This is a genomic window from Peribacillus sp. P4_C12 (assembly GCF_056402095.1).
Window position 1 is genome coordinate 1 of sequence record NZ_JBFUIB010000733.1, and the last position, 1,522, is coordinate 1,522.

Sequence of the window (1,522 nt, forward strand, 5' to 3'; positions counted from 1 at the left end):
CACTCAAGCCATGCTCTTTAATTCTCTGTTCAAGCAGTTCTTGATCATGAATCCGCTCTGAACCACCGATAATTTCACCATATCCTTCTGGAGCAATCAAATCGGCACAAAGGACGACTTCTTCCCTGTTAGGATCTGGCTGCATATAAAAAGGTTTAATTTTAGTTGGATAATGAGTGATAAATACTGGCTTTTCATAACTCTCTGCTATTGCTGTTTCATGAGGCGCTCCAAAATCATCACCCCATTGGATATCTTCAAAGCCTTGTTCATGTAGGAATTTAATTGCCTCATCATATGTAATCCGTGGGAAAGGAGCCTTAATTTGTTCAAGCTTCGCTGTGTCACGGCCTAGTGTATTCAACTCAAGCTGACAGTTTTTCAATACAGACTGAATTATTGATGAGACAAATTGCTCCTGAACTTCCAGGTTTTCTTTGAATTCAATGAAAGCCATTTCCGGTTCAATCATCCAGAACTCGATTAAATGACGTCTTGTTTTGGATTTCTCTGCCCGGAACGTAGGACCAAAAGAAAATACTTTTCCTAATGCCATGGCTGCTGCTTCCATATAAAGCTGACCGCTTTGTGAAAGATATGCATCCTCTTCAAAATATTTCGTCGCGAATAATTCACTTGTTCCCTCTGGAGCACTTCCTGTTAAAATTGGAGGATCGACTTTAACAAATCCTTCTTCATTAAAAAATTCATAGGTAGCACGAATGATTTCATTCCTAATTTTCATAACAGCATGCTGACGTTTTGAACGCAGCCATAAATGACGGTTATCCATTAAGAATTCAGGACCATGTGCTTTTGGAGTAATCGGATAATCAACTGATTCATGAATGACTTCAATATCTTTTACCTGTAATTCAAATCCAAACGGAGAGCGCTCATCCTTCTGAATGACACCTGTGACGTACATAGATGTCTCTTGCGTAACCGTTTTCGCACGAGCGAAAACTTCTTCGCCCACATCTGCTTTCACGACCACACCTTGTATGAAGCCAGAGCCATCACGAATTTGAAGAAAAGCAATTTTCCCACTGGAACGTTTGCTAGCAAGCCAGCCGCCAATGGTCACTTCTTGATTGACAAATTTACTAGCTTCTTTTATTGTAATTTTCACGGAATTTCCCTCCAAAAATAGCTTATCTTACTAAGGAATTTACTCTACTTATTATACCTATAGCCCTCCATACAAGCAAATAAATCACATAAATCAGAGGTTCCAAAATTCTTTTATATTCTTTTTATTCATCCTTTTTTTGATAACTTATTGCCCTTGTACTTGTTAGATTACTTATATACTAACGTATTTGCTGATACAAAATGCAATAGTCATTTTCAAGCTTTTGTTTTTAAAATTTATAGACTAAACATACTATTTAATAGGGGTGACAATTGAACTGTCCCCATATATAAAATCCACCATTTAAATTTTGTTCTAGATATAATCCTTTACCCTTTCACGAGCTTCAAATCCCGCTTTCTATTTATTAATTCGCATCCTTATCTC

At 37.3% G+C, this 1,522-nt stretch carries 1 protein-coding gene; it reads right to left on the reverse strand.

The features are described from left to right. On the reverse strand, positions 1-1,132 hold a 1,132-nt coding region (gene asnS / locus AC1DUW_RS28495; protein WP_477644140.1), incomplete at its 3' end, for an asparagine--tRNA ligase. Positions 1,133-1,522 lie beyond the last annotated feature (390 nt).